22 protein-coding genes and 1 pseudogene are annotated in these 24,024 nt (G+C 45.0%); 17 read left to right on the top strand and 6 right to left on the bottom strand.

Annotated features, from left to right (window positions below; genetic code table 11):
* Nucleotides 1-10: 10 nt before the first annotated feature.
* On the top strand, nt 11-1,117 hold the full coding sequence (locus ACST13_RS07550) for an alpha/beta hydrolase family protein (RefSeq protein ID WP_459522588.1): 1,107 nt from the start codon (nt 11-13) through the stop codon (nt 1,115-1,117).
* Nucleotides 1,118-1,122: 5 nt separating this feature from the next.
* A complete protein-coding gene (locus tag ACST13_RS07545; RefSeq protein WP_459522587.1) occupies nt 1,123-1,743 on the top strand; it encodes an alpha-ketoglutarate-dependent dioxygenase AlkB family protein in 621 nt (206 codons plus the stop codon).
* Here the strand turns inward: ACST13_RS07545 and ACST13_RS07540 are convergent.
* Nucleotides 1,689-2,504, bottom strand: coding sequence for a 1-acyl-sn-glycerol-3-phosphate acyltransferase (locus ACST13_RS07540; protein WP_459522586.1), 816 nt, complete (start codon nt 2,502-2,504; stop codon nt 1,689-1,691). The genes ACST13_RS07545 and ACST13_RS07540 overlap by 55 nt on opposite strands.
* A 44-nt stretch (nt 2,505-2,548) precedes the next feature.
* Between ACST13_RS07540 and ACST13_RS07535 the strand changes: the two genes are divergently transcribed.
* Nucleotides 2,549-3,403 (top strand): bile acid:sodium symporter family protein, encoded by an 855-nt coding sequence (locus ACST13_RS07535; protein ID WP_459522585.1) that lies wholly within the window; start codon nt 2,549-2,551, stop codon nt 3,401-3,403.
* Here the strand turns inward: ACST13_RS07535 and ACST13_RS07530 are convergent.
* From ACST13_RS07530 to ACST13_RS07520, 3 genes are read right to left on the bottom strand one after another with little or no spacing between them, the layout of a single operon-like run.
* Nucleotides 3,400-3,645 carry a VF530 family protein gene (locus tag ACST13_RS07530; protein ID WP_459522584.1) on the bottom strand — a complete coding sequence of 82 codons (246 nt, stop codon included), beginning with the start codon at nt 3,643-3,645 and terminating at the stop codon, nt 3,400-3,402. The genes ACST13_RS07535 and ACST13_RS07530 overlap by 4 nt on opposite strands.
* The gene (locus tag ACST13_RS07525; RefSeq protein WP_459522583.1) at nt 3,642-4,163 is read right to left on the bottom strand and encodes a gamma carbonic anhydrase family protein; all 522 of its coding nucleotides are present in this window, start codon (nt 4,161-4,163) and stop codon (nt 3,642-3,644) included. The genes ACST13_RS07530 and ACST13_RS07525 overlap by 4 nt, the downstream gene beginning before the upstream one ends.
* Nucleotides 4,154-4,663 (bottom strand): KdsC family phosphatase, encoded by a 510-nt coding sequence (locus ACST13_RS07520; protein WP_459522582.1) that lies wholly within the window; start codon nt 4,661-4,663, stop codon nt 4,154-4,156. Before ACST13_RS07520 ends, ACST13_RS07525 begins: the two co-directional genes overlap by 10 nt.
* 34 nt (nt 4,664-4,697) lie before the next feature.
* On the opposite strand from ACST13_RS07520, the gene ACST13_RS07515 reads away from it, so the two are divergent.
* From ACST13_RS07515 to ACST13_RS07470, 10 genes and pseudogenes are all read left to right on the top strand, one after another.
* Nucleotides 4,698-8,654 carry a hypothetical protein gene (locus tag ACST13_RS07515; protein ID WP_459522581.1) on the top strand — a complete coding sequence of 1,319 codons (3,957 nt, stop codon included), beginning with the start codon at nt 4,698-4,700 and terminating at the stop codon, nt 8,652-8,654.
* A gap of 85 nt (nt 8,655-8,739) precedes the next feature.
* On the top strand, nt 8,740-9,444 hold the full coding sequence (locus ACST13_RS07510) for a lysophospholipid acyltransferase family protein (protein WP_459522580.1): 705 nt from the start codon (nt 8,740-8,742) through the stop codon (nt 9,442-9,444).
* The gene (gene recO, locus ACST13_RS07505; RefSeq protein WP_459522579.1) at nt 9,434-10,111 is read left to right on the top strand and encodes a DNA repair protein RecO; all 678 of its coding nucleotides are present in this window, start codon (nt 9,434-9,436) and stop codon (nt 10,109-10,111) included. The genes ACST13_RS07510 and recO overlap by 11 nt, the downstream gene beginning before the upstream one ends.
* Complete coding sequence (locus tag ACST13_RS07500) at nt 10,111-11,481, top strand: M61 family metallopeptidase (protein WP_459522578.1); 1,371 nt, start codon at nt 10,111-10,113, stop codon at nt 11,479-11,481. The genes recO and ACST13_RS07500 overlap by 1 nt, the downstream gene beginning before the upstream one ends.
* Nucleotides 11,482-11,562: 81 nt before the next feature.
* Nucleotides 11,563-11,898 (top strand): helix-turn-helix domain-containing protein, encoded by a 336-nt coding sequence (locus ACST13_RS07495; protein WP_459522577.1) that lies wholly within the window; start codon nt 11,563-11,565, stop codon nt 11,896-11,898.
* 62 nt (nt 11,899-11,960) lie between these two features.
* Nucleotides 11,961-12,932 carry a porphobilinogen synthase gene (hemB, locus tag ACST13_RS07490; RefSeq protein WP_459522576.1) on the top strand — a complete coding sequence of 324 codons (972 nt, stop codon included), beginning with the start codon at nt 11,961-11,963 and terminating at the stop codon, nt 12,930-12,932.
* Nucleotides 12,933-12,944: 12 nt separating this feature from the next.
* Entirely contained in the window at nt 12,945-14,114 is a 1,170-nt protein-coding gene (locus ACST13_RS07485) for an AIR synthase related protein (RefSeq protein WP_459522575.1), read from the top strand.
* A 120-nt stretch (nt 14,115-14,234) separates the two neighbouring features.
* Complete coding sequence (gene rplU / locus ACST13_RS07480; RefSeq protein WP_459522574.1) at nt 14,235-14,549, top strand: 50S ribosomal protein L21; 315 nt, start codon at nt 14,235-14,237, stop codon at nt 14,547-14,549.
* 56 nt (nt 14,550-14,605) lie between these two features.
* Nucleotides 14,606-14,863, top strand: a pseudogene (rpmA, locus tag ACST13_RS07475) (50S ribosomal protein L27); the annotation flags it as partial.
* A 293-nt stretch (nt 14,864-15,156) separates the two neighbouring features.
* Entirely contained in the window at nt 15,157-15,750 is a 594-nt protein-coding gene (locus ACST13_RS07470) for a NifU family protein (protein WP_459522573.1), read from the top strand.
* Between the two features lie 187 nt (nt 15,751-15,937).
* Here ACST13_RS07470 and ACST13_RS07465 read toward each other — a convergent pair whose 3' ends face one another.
* Entirely contained in the window at nt 15,938-16,618 is a 681-nt protein-coding gene (locus tag ACST13_RS07465; RefSeq protein WP_459522572.1) for an HAD family hydrolase, read from the bottom strand.
* A gap of 186 nt (nt 16,619-16,804) precedes the next feature.
* Complete coding sequence (gene tpiA, locus ACST13_RS07460) at nt 16,805-17,566, bottom strand: triose-phosphate isomerase (protein ID WP_459522571.1); 762 nt, start codon at nt 17,564-17,566, stop codon at nt 16,805-16,807.
* A gap of 135 nt (nt 17,567-17,701) precedes the next feature.
* On the opposite strand from tpiA, the gene ACST13_RS07455 reads away from it, so the two are divergent.
* The 4 genes from ACST13_RS07455 to ACST13_RS07440 are packed head-to-tail and all read left to right on the top strand — an operon-like array spanning nt 17,702 to nt 24,023.
* The gene (locus ACST13_RS07455; RefSeq protein WP_459522570.1) at nt 17,702-20,815 is read left to right on the top strand and encodes a glycoside hydrolase family 3 N-terminal domain-containing protein; all 3,114 of its coding nucleotides are present in this window, start codon (nt 17,702-17,704) and stop codon (nt 20,813-20,815) included.
* A 1-nt stretch (nt 20,816) separates the two neighbouring features.
* A complete protein-coding gene (locus ACST13_RS07450) occupies nt 20,817-21,707 on the top strand; it encodes a TIGR01777 family oxidoreductase (protein WP_459522569.1) in 891 nt (296 codons plus the stop codon).
* A complete protein-coding gene (locus ACST13_RS07445) occupies nt 21,700-22,281 on the top strand; it encodes an LOG family protein (RefSeq protein ID WP_459522568.1) in 582 nt (193 codons plus the stop codon). Before ACST13_RS07450 ends, ACST13_RS07445 begins: the two co-directional genes overlap by 8 nt.
* Nucleotides 22,224-24,023 carry an OmpA family protein gene (locus tag ACST13_RS07440; protein WP_459522567.1) on the top strand — a complete coding sequence of 600 codons (1,800 nt, stop codon included), beginning with the start codon at nt 22,224-22,226 and terminating at the stop codon, nt 24,021-24,023. The genes ACST13_RS07445 and ACST13_RS07440 overlap by 58 nt, the downstream gene beginning before the upstream one ends.
* Nucleotide 24,024 lies beyond the last annotated feature (1 nt).

The following is a 24,024-nucleotide window of genomic DNA, read 5'->3' as shown; positions in this document are numbered from 1 at the left end:
AACTTGCACTATGAAAAAACTATTCCTCTTCCTCGCATTCACCACAACTATTTTCGCACAAGAAAAAATCGATTTAGGCACCCTAAAAGGCGGGGGCTATCAAATCTTAATGCCTAAAAAATGGAACAAAAAACTCGTGATGTATGCCCACGGTTACCAGTTTATGGGAACTCCGGCGGCAAGTGCGAATGCAGGATTAGATAAGCGCTTACAGGTTATTTTAGATCGGGGTTTTGCAATTGCGGCCTCTGATTATCCTATTCAGGGATTTGCGATGGCAGAAGGGGTAGACGCGACCGAAGAATTACGCCAAGTCTTTATCAAAAAGATGGGCCAGCCGGACTCAACCTTTATGATGGGGCACTCGATGGGCGGTGGCATCACGTTCGCGACATTGGAGAATTTTGGCCAACACTACAATGGCGGATTACCACTTTGTCCATTTTCCTCACGTCCCTATTTACAGTGCAGAAAAGAGTACGATATGTATGCCACGATGAACGGTTTGTTCCCGGGCATCGTGCCCTCTTTAAAAGATATTTTTGACGTAAATAGCTCTGTCGGATTTGTATCTTTTGCGACGGCAGGTCAACGAATGATGGAGATTAAAAAGGCATTATTGAAAAAGGATTCCGTTTTAGCCGTAGCTTTTGCTAAGCGCTTTGACTTGAAATTCGATGACCTTCCAGGTGCCTTATTTTTTAACCAAAACGTGTTACGCGACATCGCCCTCAAGCTAAAGGGTAACCCATTCGACAATACCGAAACGCTGTACTCTGGCTTTCCTGATAACTTGAAAGTGAATGCGGTAGCGGAACGCTTACCTGCCACGAAGGATCAAGCACAGCTTTTTGCGCGCTACGACCGCACAGGAAAAATCGACAAGCCAGTTGTTTTAATGCATACGATCTACGACCAGTTAATTCCTGTGAATTATGCGGTGACGAACATCGAAAATATGATTCACGCGCAAGGTCGCGACAAGTTTTTCGCAGTTAAATACACAAATGGACAAGCGCATTGCCAGTTCACGGATGCTCAGACGGCGAAAGCTTTCGATGATATGCGCGCATTTGTAAAGACGGGAATTAAACCGGCGATTGAGTTTTTACCTTAATTAGTATGCAACTATTCGATTTCCCTTCTGACCCTTCCCTAAACCTGCTTCCAGGTGACGGAATCGTGCACTATTACGGGAAATTGATGACTTCTGAAGAGGCAGGCGCTATGGCTGAGGCGCTACTGAATCGCATCGAATGGCGAAACGATGAAGCAGTCATCTACGGCAAACGTATCATCACGAAACGCAAGGTAGCTTGGTATGGTGATCAACCATTTTCCTATACCTATTCGAAAACTACGAAGACGGCCTTGGCATGGACACCAGAGTTGCTAATCTTGAAAAACCTCGCCGAAAAACATTCCGGCGAAACCTATAATTCCTGTTTATTGAATCTCTACCACGACGGTTCCGAAGGCATGGCCTGGCACAGTGATGGCGAAAAAGATTTGCGAAAAAATGGGGCGATTGCCTCACTAAGTTTTGGCGCAGAAAGAAAATTCTGTTTTAAGCACAAACATTCCGGCGAAAAAATAGACGTCTTCCTAGAAGCTGGAAGCCTGCTCGTGATGAAAGGCGAAACGCAAACCCACTGGCTACATCGTCTGCCGCCCAGCACGAAAATTTATCAGCCTAGAATCAATCTGACTTTCAGAACAATCGTCACTACCAGCGCCACATAGACTGGAAAGGTAAAGAGTAAAAGCGCAAAAAGTACCGAGTCATAAAAGACGGTCCCTTTCGTTTTCGCATAGGCAAAAGCCCGCACCGGGATATACAAAGGCAAGGCAAAATAATAGAGTAATCCACGAGGGAATCCGGGATGCTTAGGAACCTCAATCAAGCGTTCCATTTTCTCAAAAACCGTCGCATTAAACCGCACGCGATCTACGGCATCCGCGATCGGCTGAGGCCACGTCAAGTTCTCAAAAGCCAGATGAATTCCTTTCCCAAAAGCCGTAAAACTCGAATAACCTAGTCCCACAATCTGAACAGTAGGGAAGATTCCTTCCGCGTGTGCGCTCTCTAAAATCCGACTCGCCCCCTTCTTAAAAGGCTGTAATTCGTGGGTATTGAGGCAAATTCCTTCGATGAAAATCAAGACTATTCCGTCTTTGCGGAGGCATTTCACCGCCTGGCGGAAGGTATTAGAGTTTAGGTGGAGATGCTCTTTGCCTTCTCTTTGGCGAAATACCGGAAGCAGGTGAAGTTGCCTTAACAAAAACCCGAAGACTGGATTTCTGAACACATCTCCCCTGGCTAAATAGTTGATTTTCCGCGGATACAAGGCACCGATAATCACAGCGTCCAAAAACGAATCCGGGTGGTTTACCACTAATAGGACGGGACCTTTCGTGTTCATCAACTCCGCATTTTTCACCACGATGGACGGGCAAAAGATACGCAGCGCAAAACGAACCAATATTTTTAATAGAAAGATCAAGTATTTTTATAATTTTAAGCACCGCAAGGTTTAAAAAATATCGCATGCAAGCAAACTTTCTCTCTGTCGTTTTAATGCCCATCGCCCTCGCCATTATCATGACGGGTTTAGGCTTATCGCTTACCATCGCAGATTTCAAACGGGTCTACGAATACCCTAAAGCTGTTCTCATAGGACTGGGCACTCAGATGATTCTCTTACCTATTCTCTGCTTTTTCATAGTGAAAGCCTTAGCGCTTCCGTCCGAATTAGCCGTAGGTTTAATGCTATTAGCAGCCGCTCCGGGAGGTCCTTCCGCGAATCTTTATTCGCATATTGCCAAAGGCGATGTCGCCCTCAATGTCACCCTCACCGCCCTAAACAGTATTCTTTCTGTCATCTCGATTGCCTTTATCGTGAATCTTTCGATGAAGCTATTGATGCAACAGGATGCGTACATACCCTTGCAATTCTCGAAAGTGTTAGAAGTTTGTATGATCGTGATTTTACCCGTTTCGATCGGAATGATCATTCGAAAAAAAGCACCTGGATTCTCCGCTCGATTAGAAGCTCCCGTGAAAATTTTATCGGCCATTTTCCTCGCCTTGATCATCTTTTTAGCCGGATGGAAAGAACGCGATCACCTGATGTACGATATTCAAACCGTAGGCTTAGCCTGCCTTTTATTTAATGTGGCCTGTCTTTCGATCGGGTATTATTTGCCTCGTTTATTGAATCTAGATAAGAAACAAGCCATCGCAATTGGGATGGAAATAGGCATTCATAATGGAACACTAGCCATTTTTATTGCCTTAAATGTGATAGGAAATGGAACGATGACGATTCCAGCTGTGATTTATAGCATCATTATGTTTATAACGGCGGCTATTTTTGGGTGGCTGGTGAATTTGCGAAACTAGTCTGCGGACTCCGAGCTAGCTTTTTTCTTTTCGATTTTTTTAACATTCCAAATATACAGCGTCTCCACCTTCGACCTCGCCCAAGGCGTCTTGCGTAAGAAAGTCAAACTCGATTTAATGCTCGGATCACTCGCAAAACAATTAATGCGAATCTTCCGCGCCATCTCTTCCCAGCCTAATAAATCGACTAGATCAGTTAGGATTGTTTCCAGTGTTACACCGTGTAGTGGATCGTTGCTCATGTAGTAGGATTAGAAAACCAAGAGGCGTACTCCACATAATTATAAGCGGTGCGTTTAAAAACTTCCGCTGCATCCGGGCTTACCTCTTTTAAATATTTGGCGGGATTTCCCGCATAAATAGTTCCCGCTGGAACTCGGGTTCCTTGGGTCACTACCGCTCCAGCCGCGACGATACTTCCGGATTCAATGTAGGCATTATCCATCACGATCGCCCCCATTCCGATGAGCACATTGTCTTCAATCGTACAACCATGCACGATCGCATTGTGTGCGATGGAAACATAGTCGCCTATGGTAGTCACCGTTTTTTCAAAGGTGCAATGCACCACGGCACCATCTTGAATGTTCGTATAATTTCCAATACTGATCGCATTCACATCCCCACGTACCACCGCATTAAACCATATCGTACAATGATTTCCGGTGCGCACATCGCCCACAACGGTGGCATTAGGAGCAACCCAATTTTCTTCTCCGAAAGAAGGCGATATTCCTTTTACAGGTAAGATTAAGCCCATTTTCCTTGGAGTTTTAGTACTTTTTCTATCACATCTCTCACCGCACCGCGGCCACCATGGAACGGGGAAACGTATTTCACGACTTGATGCAATTCGGGAATCGCATCCGCCGGGCAGGTACTCAAAATATCCGGACGCGAAAGGATTTTTAAATCCGCCATATCGTCCCCCATATAGAGAATTTCATTTTCTTTGACCCCTAGTTTAGACAATAATTCGAGGTAGGTTTCTAACTTATCTTTCCCGCCTAAACCGAAATAGATGTGTTGAAACTTGAGATTCTCTAAGCGTTTTTTGACCCCCGGATGACTCCCCCCTGTGATCACGCATAGTTGAAAATTCGCCTCACGCGCCTTTTCTAAAGCATAGCCGTCGCGGATGTAGAAAGTGCGGAAGTGTTCACCCGTTTCGAGCACGTGAACATTGCCGTCCGTCATCACGCCATCGATGTCAAAAATGAAGGCTTTTATATCCTTGAATAGGGAAAGTACGTTAGACATAGGGAGTATTTTGACCCAAATATCTGAATATTTTATGTATTTTTATCCGTTTATGCAGAATACGTCGTCTTTGTTTCGCATCCTATTTTTTATCCTCGCCCTGAGTTTTGGCCTTTCTGCGCAAAAAATTCAGGTAGGACCCTATTCTATTCGGGTAAATGGAACCCAGGTAGAAAAAAATCAGTGGGGCCCATCTGAAATCTCCTACCGTATAGCAAATGATAGTCTCGTTTTCCAAGTGACCGAATTTCAATGGGACGAAAAAACGAAAACAGGATCAGCTAAAGGCGGCGAAATCACCGGTGATAAACTGGGTCACAAAAAAGCGCGTCTACAAATCGATGCTCTTCGCTTCGAGCCTGCGAGTGGAACCATGCGATTCATTTCAGCAGATTGGGTTGAAAACGACCGCGAGACGAATGGGGAAGGTTCGCTCACGCTAAGAAGAAAAGAGAAACATTTCAGCTTTGAATTTAGAGCCACCGAACAGGCGGAAATGAAGGGAGAGGCCTGGGAAGCGGAAGGAAAACCTTTCTATAAAGACTTGCGCAAAGGCCTAACAGGCGACGCCCATTTACATTTCGGTAAATTAGGAACGATGTCTGCTCCGCTGATTTGGTTCTTACCCGACTCGTCTATTTTAGTCCCAGCAGGTCGCTGGAGCAGCGCATTAAGCAATTCAGATTCCCTATCTAGAGGACAAGTAAGCGGTCAGTGGTACCCTAAAAACCAGACCTTCCATTTCAAAAAATTACCCGGCGCCACTAATCGTGCTTTGTTCGAAGACAGCTTCCATGAGATGCGGATGTCGGTAGATTTAGGGGTGTTGCGCGTGAAAGAAAAGCGAATAGATTTTTACCAAATTTCAGGGCGAAATCAGGTGCCCGCCTGGCTCGAATCGAAGGATTATTATAATTACGGCCGGATCCAAGAATTGCAAGGTTTACTTACCTATAGCCCCATACGAATCTTATACCGCTATTTAGTCGAGAATAAAACGGAGTCAGCCACGATCGGGGATCTAGCGGTCCTGGTGAATCGCAAGCCGGAACAGCTTCAATCTGGTTTTCAGTCTTTCGTGGAGGCGGGTTATATGAAAATAGAGGATGATCAAATTTCTTTCACGAGCCAGGGGAAGTATTATGCGCGGGTGGCTTATGAGAAAAAGGATTTTGACACCTTTTATGCGGCCTCGATGGGGAATCTTTTAGACGCAGATTCGGCCTCGATGTCCCTCGATTTAGTGGACAAGAAATTGCGCATCCGAGGTATTCAGCAGGTGATGATTTCGGACTCCTTGAAGGCGGAATTCATTCCCTATGATGAGGCTTTGACCTTCCAAAAAGGGCGCGATTTCAATTTCCTAGGGGAAATCAAGATCGGGAATTACCGTTTCCGCGGCCCAGATTTTGCCTTTAAATTCAATGATTTTACCGCACAGTTCACGAAAATTGATTCTATTACCTTCATCCCAAAAGGCCAATCAAAAGAATTTGGCGGCCAATTTAGATACGAATCGGGATCCATCATTTTGAGTGCTCCCGGAAACAAGTCCGGCCGTTTTGGGGTCGCAGAATACCCTAAACTACTCATCCCGAATGGAATGACGGCCCATTTTGATGAGCCTTGGCGGGCAAAAGGAGTCTATGAATCGAGATACTATTTTAAAGTTCCCTCCATCGCATTAGATAGCCTAACTCAAAAGGCCCCTGTTTTCATCGGTACGTTTAATTCCCCCGGACTTTTGCCTCCTTTAAATACGCAATTGGTGTTGAAGCCGGACCAAAGTTTTGGCTTTACTTATTTTCAAAAATCCCCCTTATCCATTTATCAAAAGAAAGGAACGTTAGTGCTAAGTGAGCCTCTCGAAATGGATAAAAAAGGCTTGCACACGGCTGGAACTTTTTCAATAGCGGGTTTTCAGTCAGTTACGAAAGAGGCTTTCTTGTATCCAGATTCGTTAATCAGTACGGGCCTAGGAGGAAAATTAGGCGAAATGGCGAACAAAAAAGGCCCCATCGCGACCCTTCCGGGGCATCGCTTTACTTGGCTACCTAAGGAGGATTCGCTTGCTGTTTATCCGGAGAAAAATTCTTTCGCATTGTATGGGAATCAATTGCAATTAGAGGGGCCGGTTTGGATGCATCAGAAGGAGGTATTCGGGAAGGGGGAGATAACTTTAGGGGACGGGAAATTACAATCGGAATTGTTTTATTTCCAGCCGGCTACGTGGAAATCGAAGGATGCCAGTTTGTCGATAGGCCTAAAGAAGCCCGTATTCATCGCAGACAGAATCGCCATCGAAGCAGCACCAGGCGCGGTGAACCTTGCTTTTAAACCGGTAGAGGAGACGCCAGCCACTTTACCCATTCAAGGTTATAAAACGACTTATTTAGGAGCTATTTGGGAGCAAAAAAACCAAAAAATCAAGCTCCAAAAACTCGAATTGCAATCGCTGGATTCTGCTGTGAAATCAGGGCCCATCACTGCGAAATCCGGCGTACTGGATCAAGTTTCGGAGGTGATTTCGCTGGACGGAGTGAAGGAAATTGAAATAGGACCGGCCACAGTTTATCCAGCAAAAGGTTTGTTAGCTATCGCGAAAGGTGGGCAATTTAAATCATTAAGCGGTGCGAGGGCAACCGTAAATGGCCATGTTTTGGCAAACATCAACACCGTCACAGCGAATGCGAATCGCTTCACGGGAACCGCGTCCTATTTGCTACCGGTGGAAGGAAGCGATAGTCTGGTGATCCCTATGAAAAATTTCGATTTTCAGCCGGAAGGAATTCGAGCGGAGGCGCGCTACATCGAAAAGACGCCGTTGAAACTGACCTCGCATCAAGAATTTAAAGGCGATGTATTTTTCCTTTCGGAGAAACCGAGTTTGGAATTTAAAGGCTCGATTCGCCCTTTATTAGGGACTTTGAAGTTTAAAACCGCCTGGATTCCGTTCGCAAATTCAAAAGGAATTGTGGTGAACGACGAGTTAAAAGATGAACTTGGTCGATCGGTTACCGCCGGAATTTTTGTCAATGCGGATAATAAATTATACCCTTCTTTCTTAGGGCCTATGTCGAATGAAGACGATCCGGTTCTCTTTAAAGCAGCGGGGGAAGTGACGGAAGCATCCGAAGTGTATAGCATCAAAAATGCCGAATCTCAGATGCATTTATCCATCCCAAAAAAGCGCGTGGACACAGACGGGATGGTGCAATTATTTACGGGGAATAAGTTGGTGCGGTCTTTTGGCAAGATCTCCATGTCCCTAGATACTTTAATTCCACGTATCGAATCCTGGCTGAGTTTGCAATTCCAGGTGCCTATTCCTATTCTCGCTAAGATGGGCGATCGAATCGTTCGTTATAATTTAGATGAAGGATTACAAACGGCGGCGGCGGATGAGCCGGAGAATCGGGATGAATATTTGAAAAGGGTGGAACCTATTTTAGGTAAGAAATTGACAGAAACGGTCAAAACCAAGATGGATCGCGAGCACATTGCCCTGGATAAAGTGGATCCCGAATTCGCGAGTATGATCAATTTCTCCTCCGTAAAATGGGCTTGGTCACCTAATTTGAGCGCTTTTTACTCGATTGGCGATTTGCCCTTAATTAACGTGGGGCCAGTAGATGTGAATGCAACGGTGAAGGGAATGATGGAGGTGATTAAGAAGCCTAATAAGGAGGAGTTTTATGCCTATTGGGAATTATCCGAAGATCTTTGGTATTATTTCGCTTATTTTGAGGGCGAATTAGGCGTTTATTCTTCAGATAATTCCTTCCTTGCCACGGTAAGGGAGTCGATGAAAACCCAGAAAAAGGGCGGAATAAAAGTCGTGGAGGCAGCTGCGGAAGAAAAGAATGCTTTTGTGAAACGATTCACATCGTATTATAAACCGCTAATTCCGGTGAAGAAGGCGCCAGTGAAAAAAGAACCAACAAAAACAAAACCAGCCACAAAAGGCAAAGAGAAGACCGGTGGATTTTAAGAGAATTCGATATTTAAAGCAGTTTTTTGATTGCCTTGACCGCTGGGGTTTGGTACGTCGCGACCCCTTTGGGAATCCAATCGGCATGAAACGAATTATCGTATTTATTTTAGGATGGCTGACTTATGCCCGCTTGAGTATTTATAATCGTACGGAAATTAAGGGAACAGAAAAGATTGTGGATTTGCCGCGCGAAGGCGTCTTATTCCTTTCGAATCACCAAACCTACTTCATGGATGTGATCTGTCTATACCATATCTTCTTCTCCGTAAAATGGCGTATTAATAATAGCATTCGCTTTCCTTTTTACCTTTTCGGTCCGCGGTCGCGCCTGTTTTATGTGGCGGCCTCTGAAACGATGAAGGAAGATGGATTTTTACCTCAGGTTTTATCTTTAGCAGGGGCCATTTTAGTGAATCGATCTTGGCGCGCACACGGTCAGGATGTAAAGCGCGAAGTGGATTTAGAAGCCCAAGATAAAGTGAGCAAAGGCTTGGCTTTTGGTTGGGTGGTTAGTTTCCCACAAGGCACCACTCGTCCTTTTGCTCCTATTAGAAAAGGTACGGCGCATTTAATTAAGGCGACTAATCCCATTGTAGTTCCCGTTCAAATCAACGGTTTCAGACGCGCTTTCGATAAGAAAGGCCTCTTTCTGAAGAAACGTAACACGACTTTGAGCGTCGAATTCAAGGACCCGATTCGCTTCAAAGAATCGGACACAATCGAAGAGATCTTACAGCGAATTTCGGCCGAAACCGGCATTCCGATGGTTGATACCCATGCTCAGTAAAACTCAAGGCATCGTCATCTCTTACATGCGCTATCGAGAAACCTCGATTTTAGTGAACGTGTATACGGCGGATTTTGGGATTTGTTCTTACATTGAAAATGGGGTTCGTTCTGCCAAAGCCAAGCATAAAATGGCCCTCTTCCAGCCACTCACCCAGCTCGATTTAGAGGTATATCATAAACCAGGAAAAGGCCTTCACCGCATCTCTGAAGCGAAATGTTCCTTTCCCTACCAGGGAATCCCCTTTGATATTGCGAAGTCTTCTCTGGCTCTTTTCTTATCTGAAGTATTAAGCAAAGTCTTAAAAGAAGAGGAGGCAAATCCAGTGCTTTTCGAGTTTTTATGTCAATCCTTGCAATATTTAGATCGGGCCAAAGATCACTTTGAGAACTTCCATTTACAGTTTTTATGGCAGCTGGCTGCTTTTTTAGGCTTTGGGGCAAGTACTTCCGCGGAGTTTTACCACCAATTAAAAGTCGCAGGTTGCATTGTTCCCACCTTTCAAGGATTGGATGCGCTGATTCACGCTGATTACGGGCATCAAATCGTGCTGCACCGATCTGAGCGAAAAGAATTATTGGCTGGAATGCTACATTATTATCAATTACACATGGAAAACTTCGGAGAGATTCGTTCCTTGCAAATATTACAAGAAGTATTAGCCTAATGCGTAATCTTTACACTCTGAAGCCCTCGGCACAGCCGAGTAATGATATTGAAATCACCTTTCAGTTTACGCCGTTCAAACCGGGCAAACAGGTGATTCAGCTACCTATTTGGCGACCAGGACGTTACCAAGCCCAAAACTTCGCAAAAAATATCCCTGTTCTAAAGGCATTTAGTGCGGGTATTTCTATTCCGATTCGTAAAACTGCGTCCTCCACTTGGGAACTCGAGGCCACCGAACCCGTCGAAATCCGTTACAGCTATTATGCGAATCAACCCGATGCTGGAGGGTCAGTCGTAGAAAGCGATTTGATCTACATCAATTTCATCAATTGTTTGCTCTATGTAAAAGGGCGCGAAAACGAGCGATGCGAAGTACATGTTGAAAAGCCGGATGGCTGGAAAAGTGTGTGCACCTTTAAGAACGGAGGAAAATTCCGCGAGCTCGTGGATTCTCCCTATATCGCTGCTCCCGCTATTTTTCAACACAAATGGAAATGCAATGGCGTGAAATTTGCCATCGATGTGGTGGGTTCGCGTACGGCTTTGACAAAAAAACTCATCGCCGCTTACGAGAAATTCACCCAAACCCAACTCGACTGGATGGGCCATTTCCCCGTGAAAGAATACCATTATATGTTGTGGGTTTGTCCGACCCCGTATTACCACGGCGTGGAGCATACGAAATCCACGATGATGGTGATGGGGCCACCGGACCGCGATGCCTATGAAGACTTGATCGGATTAGGCTCGCACGAACTGTTTCACGTTTGGAACATTGCGACGATTCGCCCTAAAGAATTGTTTCCTTATGCCTACGATCGCGAAATTCCATTTTCTACGGGTTGGGTGGTCGAAGGAATCACGACTTATCTAGGGGATTGGTTCTTGTATGAATCGGGGGTTTGGACTCGGCAGGAATACTTGGCGGGTTTATTAGGGAACCTGAAATTGCATTTTGACCGCGATGCTCAGGCTCAGCAGTCTCTAGAGGAAAGTTCGATCGATTTATGGCTGGATGGCTATGGGACCAGTTTGCCGAATAAGCGCGCGTCGATTTATTATAAAGGGGCGGTGGTCGCCTTGGCTTTAGACCTACAATTACAATCAAAAAACGGCAAATCGCTAAAAGAGGTGATGCGCGCCATGAACGCAGAATTCGGCCAGCTAAAAAAAGGTTATACGAAGGCAGATTTCATCCGCATATGTGAGGAAATGTATGGCGGATCATTGCAGGATTTCTTCCATAAATACGTCGAAACCTCTGCCGATATTAGCGCTGATTTACCAGGAATTATCGCCTTATCGGGTTCGAAGTTTGAGCAGGGCCCTCTTAAAGGGTGGACTTTAAAGGATTATAACGCAATTTAATTGCGCGTATTTTCTTTTTAGTATATATTTTGTCTTTTTAGTGGCTATTAATTTTCCTGAATTTTTAGGAATTTTACTGTGATGAAAGAATTTCATACATTAATTCGAAAGACAAGATTAGACAAGGGCTACAGCCAAGACTACGTTTCCTCACGGGTGGGTATTACTTTGTCCGCTTTTTCTAAAATTGAACGAGGGATTACTAACCCCTCTTTAAGTCGAATGAAGCAAATTGCAGAAGTGCTTGAAGTGGATTTATCGATCCTATTTAAGCCAAAAGATTACCCCCATTTTTCTGGCGTCGCTGATCCCGGTGGTGCAAATACCCCTGTCTCGCGTTACGAATTCGATGCCTACGTAGCTCTAGTTCGTGACCTTCAAGAACGATTACGTGATTTAAACGACCGCCTCCTTTAATCCTCCTTTTTTATTGCGGAATCAGGGCTTATGCCTAAATTGCAGGTTCAAAATCAATTGCTATGTTGAATAGACCGCGTCGTAACCGTTCCAGTGCCGCTATCCGTACGATGGTGGAGGAAAATCGCCTTTCGGTGAAGGATTTGCTCTTCCCTCTTTTTGTGATGGATGGGTCTGCCACTAAAACTGAAATCAAGTCGATGCCGGGCATTTACCGCTACACTACCGACCTTTTATTGAAAGAAATCGAGGCGTGTTTGAATCTAGGAATTACCTCTTACGCGCTTTTTCCACAGGTAGCTGAAGACCGCAAGGATACCTTAGCGACGGAATCACATCGGAAGGGCAGTCTTTATTTAGAAGCCATTCATGCGGTGACGAGCCGTTTTCCGGAAATTTCGATGTTAACGGACGTGGCGATGGATCCTTACAGTTCGGATGGACACGATGGGATCGTTAAGAACGGAGAGATTTTGAATGATGAAACGCTGGATGTATTGGCCAAAATGGCGGTAGCACAAGCCCAAGCCGGATCTAAACTCATCGGTCCTTCGGATATGATGGATGGCCGCGTGGGTTATATACGCGATTCTTTAGACGATGCCGGTTTCACGAATGTGGGCATTATGGCCTACAGCGCGAAATATGCGTCGGCCTTTTACGGACCTTTCCGCGATGCTTTGGAGTCTGCGCCTAAATTTGGCGATAAAAAGACCTACCAAATGAACCCCGCAAACAGCCGCGAAGCACTGCGCGAAGCGGAATTAGATGAATTAGAAGGAGCAGATTTCTTGATGGTAAAACCGGCTTTGGCCTACTTAGACATCATATCGCTACTCCGCGACAATACCAATTTACCGATCGCAGCATATAACGTCTCTGGCGAATATGCGATGGTCAAAGCAGCCGCAGCAAACGGCTGGATCGATGGCGAAAAAGCGATGTTAGAAAGCTTGCTTTCCATAAAGCGCGCCGGAGCTCAGGTGATTTTGACCTATTTTGCTAAAGAATTTGCCCAGTTAAAAATATCCTAAAAATATCCTACGATGTCGTCAGACCGTTACATGCAACGAGGTGTTTCTGCCTCGAAAGAAGATGTTCATAAAGCCATTGCGAACTTAGACAAAGGTCTTTTCCCGCAGGCATTCTGCAAAATCTCCCCAGATATCTTGGGAGGCGATGCGGACTATTGCAACATCATGCATGCGGATGGGGCGGGGACGAAGTCGTCTTTGGCCTACTTATATTGGAAAGAAACAGGCGATATTTCCGTTTGGCGTGGTATCGCACAAGATGCGGTAGTCATGAACACAGACGATTTAATCTGCGTGGGCGCGACGGACCAAATGCTACTTTCCAGCACCATCGGCCGCAATAAAAACTTAATTCCAGGCGAGGTCATCGCCGAAATCATCAACGGAACCGAAGAAGTCTTACAAATGCTTCGCGATAATGGCATCGGCATTTATTCGACCGGCGGCGAAACCGCAGATGTTGGCGACTTAGTGCGCACGATCATCGTGGATAGTACGGTTATCGGTCGCATGAAGCGTTCGGACGTCATTTCAAATGGCAATATCCAAGCAGGTGACGTGATCATCGGTTTAGCTTCAGACGGCCAAGCCAATTACGAAACGACCTATAACGGCGGAATGGGCAGCAACGGTTTGACCTCTGCACGCCATGACGTGTTAGGAAAATACCTGGCGACGAAATACCCCGAGAGTTTTGACTCATCGGTTCCCTCTGATTTAGTCTATTCCGGCTCTCGTACTTTAACGGAAGCGGTTCCTGGAACCCCTTTAAATGTAGGTCAATTAATCCTTTCCCCTACGCGCACCTACGCGCCAGTGGTGAAGGCTTTATTAACTGAATTACGTCCTCATTTGCACGGAATGGTGCATTGTTCTGGCGGAGCGCAGACGAAAGTCATGCACTTTGTGAACGATGTGCACGTGATTAAGGACAATTTGTTCCCGATTCCACCGCTGTTTGATTTGATCCAAAAAGAGAGCGGAACCAGCTTCAAAGAAATGTACCAAGTATTCAATATGGGCCATCGTTTAGAAGTGTATGCGAATCCTGCACACGCGGATGAAATCATTCGCATCTCCCAGTCCTTCGGTATTCCCGCCCAAATCGTGGGTCGCGTAGAAGCCTCAGCGACTAAGAAGCTGACCATCAGCAGCCCTTACGGAGAATTTATTTATGAATAGTGTTTGCTATTAAGCGAATTATTTTTTAGATTTGCACCCCCATTTAAAGGGCTTTTAAAAGTTTTTCATTTGTCTTGAATCACTAGCCTCGTGGGATTGTTTCACTTAAATACAGTAAAAATGTACGCAATCGTAGAAATTGCCGGGCAGCAGTTTAAAGTAGAAAAAGACCGTTCTGTTTACACCCACCGTTTGGCGGGAGAAGAAGGCGCTGCACTGGTTATCGACAAGGTATTACTTGTTGACAATGACGGAAAAATTTCCGTAGGAGCTCCCTTAGTAGCTGGAGCGACTGTTACTGCTAAAATTGTTGCACACCTTCGTGGCGAGAAAGTTTTAGTTTTCAAGAAGAAGCGTAGAAAGACCTATCAGAAAATGAATGGTCACCGTCAAAATTTGTCAAAAGTATTGATTGAGTCAATTAACCTTAAATAAGGGTAAAATAAGTTTTAAACTAAGCGATTCTTCGGAGCGCATAAATAAATAATACCATGGCACATAAGAAAGGCGCCGGATCATCTAAAAACGGTCGCGAATCACATTCTAAACGATTAGGCGTTAAGTTATTTGGAGGTCAAGCAATCATTGCAGGAAATATCATTGTTCGTCAACGTGGTACTGCTCACAATCCTGGCTTAAACGTAGGAATTGGAAAAGATCACACATTATTTGCTTTAGCAGATGGTGTTGTTAAGTTCAAAAAAGGTTTCAAAGGACGTTCATTCGTTCACGTATTACCTATTTCAGCTGATGCAGCTCCTGCAGATGCACCAGCGAAAGCTCCAGCTAAGAAAGCGGCTCCAGCTCCAGCAGCTGAGGCAGCAGTTGAAGCAGCTCCAGTAGCGGAGGCTCCAGCTAAGAAAGCTCCTGCGAAAAAAGCAGACGCTCCAGCAGCAGAGAAAAAAGCACCAGCGAAAAAAGCAGCTAAGGCTGAGTAATTTTCCACGGTAGATATAGAGAACCCGGCATGAAAATGCCGGGTTTTTTTGTTTTTTGGAAACCAAATAGGACGTACCTTTGTTCTACTTTTAAATACCCCCTCATGAACACGACTACATCTATCCATATTTATACAGAATCTACGCCTAATCCGCATTCCATGAAGTTCGTCTTCAATATGGAATTACTGCCAGAAGGATTGTCATTCGATTACACCCAACCGGCAGATGGACTAACGAAGGAGAAAAATTCCCCTTTAGCAGTTGCTTTATTCGGATTTGATTTTGTATCCCGCGTTTTCATCACGAACAACTTCATCACCTTAACAAAGACCGAGTCAGTGGCTTGGGAAGATGAATTATTTGGGATTAAGACCTATTTAAAGAAGTATTTCGAAGAGAAACAACTCGTTTTCTCTTTACCAGAAACGGCTATTGCTGACGATCAGTCAAACGACACGCCAGCCATCAAGCAAATCAAACAAGCCCTAGATGAATACGTTCGGCCAGCGGTAGAATCCGATGGTGGCGCCATCACATTCCACTCGTTTGACGAAACAACAGGACAAGTGAAGGTATTATTACAAGGTTCTTGCTCAGGCTGCCCATCGTCTACGTTGACCCTAAAACAAGGTATCGAAGCGCTATTAACGCGCATGGTTCCGGGTGTGAAGGAGGTTGTGGCGGAAGGGGTTTAAAATTTCCGGAGGAAATTTTAAACCGAAAGAATAGAGCACAAAGCACAAAGAATAAAGTTGGAATAAAAAATGGGGCCGAGGCCCCATTTTTTATGTGCTTTTTAACATTTCACGAAGGTTATCGCCGCAGGCGATACCATCTCTATTCTTTATGCTTTATTCTTTGTGCTTTACTTTACGATTTATGCTAAATGAAATTTAGCACAAATCGTAAATCCTCCACTTCCCTAAAATTCTGATGCTCCACCTTGTGAGAAACCACCTCGTGAGCCCAAGTCGTGTGAAAAGGAACGTGAATTCCGTGCCCACCTACTGCGAGAACAGGAAGGATATCTGATTTTAAGGAATTCCCAATCATCGTGAAATGCGCTGGATCTACATCCAAGTGTTTGATTAGTTTCAAATAATCGCTTTCCTGCTTATCAGACATGATTTCGATGTGGTGGAAATATTGCTCTAAGCCTGATTTAGCTAATTTGCGTTGTTGATCTAACAGGTCGCCTTTGGTGGCTACGACTAATCGGTATTTGCCTTGCAAGGATTGCAAAACTTCGACTACGCCAGGCAAAATTTCGATATCTCGTTCAAGTAATTCTTTACCTAGGTTCAGAATCTTTTCGATTCCATCTAAGCCCATGGTTCCACCGGAAATCTGAATGGCTGTTTCGACCATGGAAAGCATAAAGCCTTTGACCCCATAACCGTAAAGTGCGAGGTTATTCATCTCGACTTTGAACAACTCTTGACCGGTGGTGTGAGACGGCAAATAGTCTTCCATTAATGCGCAGAATTTATCTTCTGTTTCCTTAAAGTAAGGTTCATTCACCCAAAGGGTGTCGTCTGCGTCAAATGCGATTACGTGTTCCATGATTCAAATTTAAATAATAAAGCATAAAGCATAAAGTAGGAAGCGTCGCAGGCGTCGCGTGTATGAAATGTTTTTGTACCATATTTCCTGAACACAAAAATGGGGCCGAAGCCCCATTTTTAACCATCTTTATTCTTTATGCTCTATTCTTTATGCTTTAAATTTCAATGCGAGACGCATTGAAATTTAGTATGAAGTAGCTATCGTAATAAAATCAGCCGCCACTAGCGAAGCGCCACCGATTAAACCACCATCTACGTCTGGGCAAGCGAAAAGTTCTTTTGCGTTTTTCGCGTTGCAGCTTCCGCCGTACAGGATAGAGCAATCGTCGGCTACGCTTTGGCCATATTTTTTAGCAATGTGTGCACGTAAATAGGCATGCATATCTTGTGCTTGTTCTGAAGAGGCAGTTAAACCTGTTCCGATGGCCCAAATAGGTTCGTATGCGATGACCACTTTGCCAAATTCTTCCGCCGAAAGGTGGAATAAGCTTTCAGTTAATTGTTGTGCTACGTAGGCTAAGAAATCACCGCCTTCGCGTAGTTCTAAGCTTTCACCGCAGCAAAATAGGGGAGTTAGTCCGTTTGCTAAAGCAGCATCTGTTTTAGCGGCTAATTGTTCGTTCGATTCAGCGAAGTATTGACGACGCTCTGAGTGTCCTATGATGACGTATTGTACGCCTGCAGAAGCTAACATGGGTGCAGAAATCTCACCTGTGTATGCGCCAGAGGCTTTTTCGTGGCAGTTTTGGGCTGCAACAGCTAGGTTAGGAATGCCTTCAATTACTTGATTCACACCCGTTAAATACAAAGCCGGTGCTGACATAATCACCTGAACATCCGCGGAAACGCTAGACTTCACTAATTCTGCTACTTCAGTAGCTAAAACGAAAGCCTCTTGCGCCGTTTTGTTCATTTTCCAGTTACCTGCAACAATTTTTTTTCTCATACGTTCATCATTTAAGCCCCAAAATTACAACACCTTTCGGTGGAAAGAAAATTACCTATAAAAATTCGGCCCGATATTTCAGAAGATTCCCACATTTAGCGTATTTTCACACCTTATATGAACGTTAACCTTGCTATGAAAAAATTCAGCACCGGCGTACTGCTTTTCCTTCTTCCTTTTCTGTCCTTTTCACAGGATTTATTCCCGCATACTCAGTCTAATTGGGTCGATTCTGTTTTTAATTCCTTAAGTGTAGACGAGAAGATCGGGCAATTATTAATGCCTCGGGGAAATGTGGCAGACACCTACGATACAACACGTTTGTATTCGATTGTGAAAGAATACCATGTGGGAGGCTTTGTCCTATTTAAAGGGCATCCGGTGAAGCAGGCGCTTTTAGTGAATGAATTACAAAATAGAACGAAGGTTCCGCTATTTATTGGGATGGATTTAGAGTGGGGATTGGCGATGCGTTTGGACTCGACGTTCCGTTTTCCGTACCAAATGACTTTGGGCGCGATGCAAGGAAATACATCCTTGATCGAGAAGATGGGGATTCAAATAGGGGAGCAGTGTAGAAGAATGGGAGTACACATCAATTATGCGCCGGTGGTGGATGTGAATAATAATCCAGCGAATCCGGTGATTAATTTCCGCTCGTTTGGGGAGAATCGGGAGGATGTGACGGCGAAGGCTTTGGCCTATATGAAAGGTCTTCAAAAGGCTGGAATCATTACCTCAGCAAAACATTTTCCTGGTCATGGCGACACGGGTGTGGATTCTCACTTAGATATTCCGATCTTAAATCACTCGCGGTCACGTCTGGATAGTTTGGAATTATATCCATACAAAGAGTTGATTGCGAATGGACTGCAAGGGGTGATGGTAGGTCACTTGAATTTACCTGCTTTAGATACGACGGCGTCCTTAGCTTCGACGCTTTCGAAGCCGATTGTTACTGGTTTACTTCGCGATGAAATGAAGTTTCAGGGCCTCGTGTTTACGGATGCGATGGATATGAAGGGCGCGACCAAAATGTTCCCAGAGGGTACGGCGAATGTGAAAGCGATCCTGGCTGGTAATGATATTTTAGAAACATTTGTGGATGTTCCAGCGGCTTTTGATGCGATTAAGAAGGCCTTAACAAATGGTGAAATCTCGCAAGAAGATATCGATAGCCGCGTGAAACGTATTTTGAATGCCAAAGCTTGGTCAGGATTAGCCCACTATTCTCCCATCGTAGTAGCTGATTTAATTAAGGATTTGAATCCGATTAAGAGCGAGGTGCTAAATAGAAAGTTTGCGGAGAAGACGATTACCTTGATCAAGAATCCGAGCGAACTAGTTCCTATTCGCGCTCTCGACAAAACACGCATCGCAACCTTGGCTATCGGGAAGCCGTCTTACGGTTCGACTTTCCCTACGGAGTTCCAAAAAATGTCCAACAACTACCTCGAAATGCCTCACTACTATCTAGATGAAACGAGTGCAGATACGACGATTGCACGCATCGAAAAATCGCTCGCGAGCTATGATGTGGTGTTAATGGGTATTCACAGTATTTCGATTCGCCCGGCGAATAATTATAGTTTGAAGCCGGCGATTAAGGCTTTAGTGAATCGTTTTGCCACGGCTAAAACGGTGGCGATTCACTTTGCAAACGTGAACACGCTGACACAATTTGATAGTTTAAAGAATGCAGGAGCCTTGTTGACGGCCTACCAAGATGGTATTTCCCAGCAAGAAGCGGCAGCGGAGATTGTGTTCGGTGCGATTCCGGTGACGGGGAAATTACCCGTTAGTTTGAATGCGACTTATAAGCAGGGGATGGGATTGACGACCACTTCTTTAGCTCGATTGCAATATAATTTGCTGCCTGAGTCAGTGGGAATTTCATCTGCGTATTTGAATGCAAAGGTGGATTCGATGGCGAATTTAGCGATTGCAGTGAAAGGCGCTCCGGGGGTGGTGGTGTTGATTGCTAAAGAAGGGAAGGTCATTTACCACAAAGCTTTTGGCAACCAAATCTATGAAACCACGGTTCCTTTAAAGACATCTGATATCTTCGATTTGGCCTCTATTACTAAGATTTCTACCTCCATTCCAGCGCTAATGAAATGGCAAGACGAGGGGAAATTCTCATTAAAAACTACGATGGGACAACTGGTTCCGTCCTTCGTAAAATCGAATAAATCCGGACTTTTATATGAAGATGTGTTAACCCATCAATCCCGCTTAAAGGCTTGGATTCCCTTCTGGATGGACTATGTGGATAGCACGGACATGATTTTCCACAGCAAGAAATTCCAAGAAAAATTCACGAAAGACGATGTGAAATACAAATATGTAGAGCGTTTCTTAAGCCCAGCTTCTGGGGAAGCACGTTTGAAGAAAAATATCAAGGATGAAAAGGCGATGTGGAAAGAATTCGTGGATATCACGAAAGATGTGACGCGTTGGAAACCATTCACTCTTTCTTATGCACAATCGGAGGAATATCCGACGTCGGTAGCGCCTAATTTATACGCGCACAAAACGATGAAAGATCGGATTATGGAGGCGATTAAGGAGAGTCCATTGCGGGAGAAAAAGGAATATGTGTATTCGGATTTATCCTATTATTTATTGCCGTCGGAATCGCCGCGTTTGACAGGAAAGCCGTGGACAGATTTTTTAGCGGACACTTTCTACAAACCTTTAGGGGCGTCGACCTTAGTGTATCAAGCGGAGAAGCATTTTCCTCTTGCGCGCATCGTCCCATCTGAATATGACTCCCTTTTCCGTAAGACGTTGATTCAAGGTAAGGTGCACGATGAGGGGGCGGCGTTATTAGATGGTATTTCGGGTCACGCAGGTCTTTTCGGTAATGCGAATGACTTAGCTAAACTGATGCAGATGTACCTCCAAAAAGGCTATTATGGTGGCCAGCAATTCATTCAAGAATCGACCATCAAACAATGGACATCCTATCCGTTTAGCGTAGCAGAAAATGCACGTCGTGGCGTCGGTTTTGACAAAGTGGATCGCAACAAGGCAGGCATTTCTGCGGCGGCATCTGCGAGTCCGGAGAGCTTTGGGCATTCGGGTTTCACTGGAACCTATACCTGGATCGATCCATCGTCTGATTTAGTCTATGTGTTTTTATCTAACCGGGTATATCCGACGCGGAATAATTCCAAAATTTCGGATATGAACATTCGTACCGGAATCAATGAGGTGATTTACCAAGCGATTAAAAAAGGCAATTAAGATGCGTATACTTATCACGGGGGGATCGGGTTTTGTGGGTGGTGCACTGAAGCAATTTTTGCTTGCTCAGGGCCATGAGGTCGTGATTTTATCTCGCTCTGGTGGCGATTTTCAATGGGATATTGCCTTCGGGTATGTAGACCCGGCTGCCTTCGAAGGAGTAGATGCCATTGTGCATTTAGCTGGAGCAGGTATCGCGGAGGAACGCTGGTCTGCTGCGCGCAAAAGAGAATTAGTGAACAGCCGCGTGCGCGGGACAGCGGTTTTATACCAAGCTTTGTCGACGATTCCACATTCGATTAAGACTGTTATTTCCGCCTCTGCCATCGGGTTTTATGGGGCAGATGCGGGCGAGCAGGAATGTCTGGAAACCTCTCCAGTTGGCTTGGATTTTTTAGCGGATTGTACGAAGCAATGGGAAACAGCGGTAGACCAAATAGCGTCCTTAGGTTTGCGCGTAGTGAAGGTCCGCATCGGATTAGTGCTGGGAGCTACAGGGGGAATATTTCCTGTGATATCGAAGCCGATTCGCTGGGGTCTAGGCGCAAATTTGGGTTCGGGAAAGCAATGGCAATCCTGGATACATATTACCGATTTAGTGAGAATTTTTAACGAGATGTTGGTAAATTCTGCTTTGTCTGGAATTTATAATGGCGTGGCTCCGGAACCGATTCGGGCGGGAGAAATGAATAAGCAAATTGCCAAAGCCTTGCATAGGCCCTTCTTTTTACCTTCCATCCCCGGATTTTTACTTCGCCTGGTTTTAGGGGAGATGGCCTGTTTAGTGTTAGGGGGTAGTCGAGTGTCTTCGGCAAAGCTTGTGAAAGACGCCTCCTTTTCGTTTACCTTTGTCCGCTTCGATGAAGCATTAAAAGAACTAATACATGTCTAAAAAAATATTGATTTATTGTGGGTCTTCGAAAGGCCATAATCCAGTTTACACGGAACAAGTGGTCAAGTTAGCGCAGGCTTTGCACGCACATGGATGCCAGGTTATTTTTGGCGCAGGAAGTGTAGGTCTGATGGGGGTTTTAGCGGATGAGTTCTTACGTTTAGGCGGACATGCGATTGGTGTCATCCCTAAGTTCATGGAGCCTTGGGAAGTGAAGCACAAAGGCTTACCAGAATTGCACGTAACAGATACCATGCACACGCGCAAGGCTTTGATGGCCGATATGGCGGATGGGGTGATTGCCATGCCAGGAGGTTTTGGGACTTTAGACGAATTGTTTGAAATTCTGACTTGGAAGCAATTAGATCTGCACGAGATGCCTGTTTCGGTATTTAATATCAACGGCTATTTTGATCTACAATTGAAGCAAATTCAACACATGGTAGATGAAGGTTTCTTGAAGCAACCGAACATGGATGCTTTACAAGTGGAATCGGATCCGGTAAAATTAGCGGATTGGATGATGGCCTACCAGCCAGAAAAGATGGAGAAAAAGTGGATTTACGTGGGATGAGAAAACTTTTGTTCTTCTTTTTGATATCGATTAGTCTGTTAGCGCAGAAGGCTCCGGAGAATCTGGGATCTGCTGTGAACTCAGAGTATTCTGAATTAAATCCGGTGATTTCTCCGGATGGAAGGACGCTGTATTTTGGCCGGAAAAATCATCCGTCTAATCGCTATGGAGTGAAAGGTTCTGAGACGATTTCGGGCTCACAGGATATTTGGTTCTCTGAAAAAGTAGGGGACACCTGGAGTTCTGCCAGACGCCTTTCTGAGGTGCTGAATCGCGATCAATACAACACGATTTTATCGATTTCCCCAGATGGCCAAACCATCCTTCTAAAAGGGGCCTACGTGAACGGAACCTATGAAACGCGCGGTTTTTCGATCTCTAATAAGACGACGGGTGGCTGGAGTGTTCCAGTGAAAATCGATATTCCAGGTTACGAGCAGTTAAGTAAAGGCAAAAATGAATATGGCTATTTAACGATGGACGGGAAGGCCATTCTTTTAGCTTTTGCGCGGAAGAAAAATAGTGAAGACGACGATTTATATGTGAGTTTTTATGAGGACGGTCGCTGGTCTCGTCCCATGGATTTAGGGGAGGGGATTAATACCAAATATTCAGAGACAACTCCATTCCTATCGGCGGATGGGAAAACACTTTATTTCTCCTCGGATCGTCCGGGCGGGCAAGGAAGTCAAGATATTTACCTGACACGCCGACTTGACGAAACCTGGCAAAATTGGCGTAAGCCCCAAAACCTAGGTTCCCCCATCAACACGGAAGAATACGATGCCTATTATTCAATCGCAGCGAAAGGCGATTACGCTTATTTCATGTCTGGGAAGGCGTCGCTGGGGAAGAAGGATATATTTCGACTTTCAGTCGAGTCGCCTCCTGGCGGAGGCTCAGTCAATCAGTCGTCACAAGTCGGCGGTGCCGCCAGTGACTTAGTCAAAGAGTCCGGAGGGACTGAGGCCGGGGTTAGTCCGGAGGGAACGAGTCCGAAGTCCGGAGGGAAGGACTCAGGCGGGAAAATGGGTAATGCGCCGGCGGATGCAGCGATGGGTGATAGTCGTTTTGGGAATTCGTCTACTCGTTCGGTTACTTCACAAGAATCGGATCCAGTGGTTTTATTATCAGGAACGGTTTTGAATCAGCAAACAGGAAAGGTTCCCGAGGATGCAACGATTACCTATGAGGATTTATCGAATGGAAAAGTATTGGGGCAGGCGAAGCCTGATCCGTCCTCGGGTAAATATAAATTAGTGCTTCCTTATGGCAAGAATTATGGAATTACGGCGAAGGCCAAAGGCCTAATTCCAGCTTCCACGAACCTAGACTTATCTACAATGAAAGGCCGTTACCTAGAATTAGACGACTGCGATTTATCGATGGTGCCACTAGTGAAGGGAAATACGGCGACTATCAATAACCTCTTCTTTGACCTAGGAAAGGCGGCATTAAAACCAGAATCGGAACCGGAATTAAAACGAATTTTACAGGTAATGAAGGAGAACAAAGCCTTGGTCATTGAGATTAGTGGTCATACGGATAACACGGGATCGGATGAAATCAATAATAAATTATCCTTAGAGCGCGCAAATGCGGTGAAGGATTACTTGTTAAATGGATTGATTGAATCAACTCGTATTCGAACTAAAGGCTACGGTAAGTCGAAGCCAAAGGCCGATAATGCTACAGAAGAAGGTCGTCAAATTAATCGTCGCGTCGAAATAGAAATTTTATAAA

The organism is Aquirufa sp. A-Brett2-W8, assembly GCF_054558755.1.
The sequence above is the reverse complement of the archived record's forward strand: the minus strand, read 5'-3'. Positions and strand labels throughout refer to the sequence as shown.